Origin of the sequence: Heliomicrobium gestii (assembly GCF_009877435.1) — a bacterium.
GTDB classification, from domain to species: Bacteria; Bacillota; Desulfitobacteriia; order Heliobacteriales; family Heliobacteriaceae; genus Heliomicrobium; species Heliomicrobium gestii.
Window position 1 is genome coordinate 1 of record NZ_WXEX01000030.1, and the last position, 1,986, is coordinate 1,986.

Annotated in this window: 2 protein-coding genes, 1 tRNA gene and 1 riboswitch; of the genes, 2 read left to right on the plus strand and 1 reads right to left on the minus strand. The window is 47.9% G+C overall.

All coding sequences use genetic code 11. The annotated features are described in order from the left end of the window. Window positions 1–67 precede the first annotated feature (67 nt). A riboswitch (M-box (ykoK) riboswitch) is annotated at window positions 68–235 on the minus strand. Window positions 236–394: 159 nt separating this feature from the next. After that, the gene (locus GTO89_RS16805; protein WP_161263247.1) at window positions 395–859 is read left to right on the plus strand and encodes a YsnF/AvaK domain-containing protein; all 465 of its coding nucleotides are present in this window, start codon (window positions 395–397) and stop codon (window positions 857–859) included. 148 nt (window positions 860–1,007) lie between these two features. Further along, complete coding sequence (locus tag GTO89_RS16810; RefSeq protein ID WP_161263248.1) at window positions 1,008–1,670, plus strand: YsnF/AvaK domain-containing protein; 663 nt, start codon at window positions 1,008–1,010, stop codon at window positions 1,668–1,670. A 163-nt stretch (window positions 1,671–1,833) separates the two neighbouring features. On the opposite strand, the gene GTO89_RS16815 is transcribed toward GTO89_RS16810, so the two are convergent. After that, window positions 1,834–1,909 (minus strand) — tRNA-Thr (locus GTO89_RS16815). Window positions 1,910–1,986 lie beyond the last annotated feature (77 nt).

The following is a 1,986-nucleotide window of genomic DNA, read 5'->3' on the forward strand; positions in this document are numbered from 1 at the left end:
AGTTTAAAAAATAAAGAGACCTTCCAATACAGTATTAGAAGGTCTTGCAAACGGTCACAGAACCGGCGGCCTTCTTTCACTCGTTGAGTTTTAGCACTGCATAACGTAGAGCTTGCCGCTCAGCCACATTAAGTAGAACCTTAAGCCGGTAATACTTGCTGACCCATTGGCGTCTCTCGACGTTTCCGGGCAGTGGCGTTTGTTTATGCAGGAGCCTCACCTAACAAAGAAGCACTACGGATTCAATTGTTTTCCCTTATTCTTTTTACTCTCTAACAACACCTTTGTCAACGAAAAGTTATGTAGAAAATCTATGACCATATTCTGGATGAATACTGGCTCAATTGCAGGACATGATAGAGAAGACATATGAAACAAAATCAGGAGGTTTAGCATGGGAATATTTGATGACATTGACAGAGATGACAATAGAAAAGAAGCGACCCTCGAAAATGAAATTACCGATAAGACCACCCTTCAACTCCGCAAGGAAGAGCTCGACATCGCCAAAGATCGAGTGTCCACTGGAGAGGTCCGTCTTGGAAAAGAGGTCGTGGAAGAAAAAAAGGTCGTCAATGTGCCTGTGACTCATGAAGAAGTGGTCATTGAGCAACGAGCGGTAAATGAACCGAGTGACACCCCCATCACCGGCGACGAGGAAATCCTTAGCATTCCTGTAACGGAAGAACGGCTTGATGTGGGCAAGCATACTGTCGTTACGGGAGAGATATCTGCCTACAAACGTGAGGTAGCGAATATGGAACAGATCGAAGAAACGGTAAAAAGGGAAGAAGCCCGAGTGGAACGGGAAGGCGATGTCGATACCGTCACCGATGAAACAGATCCTAATCTTCACTAATGCCTCAAAAACTAGAAACGCCTCGTGAGCGCAAACGCGCGTTACGAGGCGTTTCTACCAGAGACTTCATATTACTTACCGACGTTGCCGACGAGTTTGCCGATACTGCTGGGGCGCCTTTATCACCCTTCCCCGAAGGAGCAGGCGAATGATGAAGTTCGAACATAGACGCAAAGGAGTTGCCAATGTCACCAATTCCATCGTGATCGGCATCACCTGCGGCGCCGTTGCCGGCGGCCTTCTGGGGGCGCTCCTTCACGCAATTACGGCAGGCATAGGGTTAGGCGCCGTTGGCGGAGGAATCATGGGGAGTGTAGTCGGCCTCTATCAAACTCAACGAATGAATCCCGCTAATCTAGCCCGGGAATCTGAAAAGGCCGTTGGGGTTCCCAAGGTTAATGCGCTCAAAGATATGAAAGAGAATGCTGCAAAAGCAAATATTCGCCTTCGTCAAGAACAGCTGGATATCTCAAAGAAGCGAATTCAAACAGGCGAAGTGACGGTCCATAAAGAAGTAATTACGGAGCATAAACAGATTGTCGTCCCCGTAAAGAGAGAAGAGCTTATCATCGAAAAAAGCACCCCCCTCACATCGACAAACGCGCAAAGCGGGCATGACAGCGCCTTGCGGATACCGCTTCGAGAGGAGCGCCTTGAAATCATCAAACTACCTGTAACCGTTAACGAAGTCTCATTGTCAACAAATCAAGTTGAGAACACAAAAGCCGTGGAAGCGGTACTACGAAATGAGAAGCTTACTGTAAGAAAAATCGGCGGTGCCACTGTGTTGAAGAAACGCAATCTTCCGTGATCAACATACCTTGATCAACAGTACCGCCTTTGCCTCTCATACATATCGACATGCCTTGCCAAGCCATTGTATACGTTATCTTGAACGACGAATGGGGGATTGGCGCCCTGCTCCGAAAAATAAAAGAAACTCCTTAAAATTAAGGAGTTTCTCTACAATCTCATGGAGCCGGCGACAGGACTTGAACCCGCAACCTACTGATTACAAGTCAGTTGCTCTACCAGTTGAGCTACGCCGGCAAATATATGGCGGAGCAGACGGGATTCGAACCCGCGATCTCCAGCGTGACAGGCTGGCATGTTAGGCCTCTAGGCTG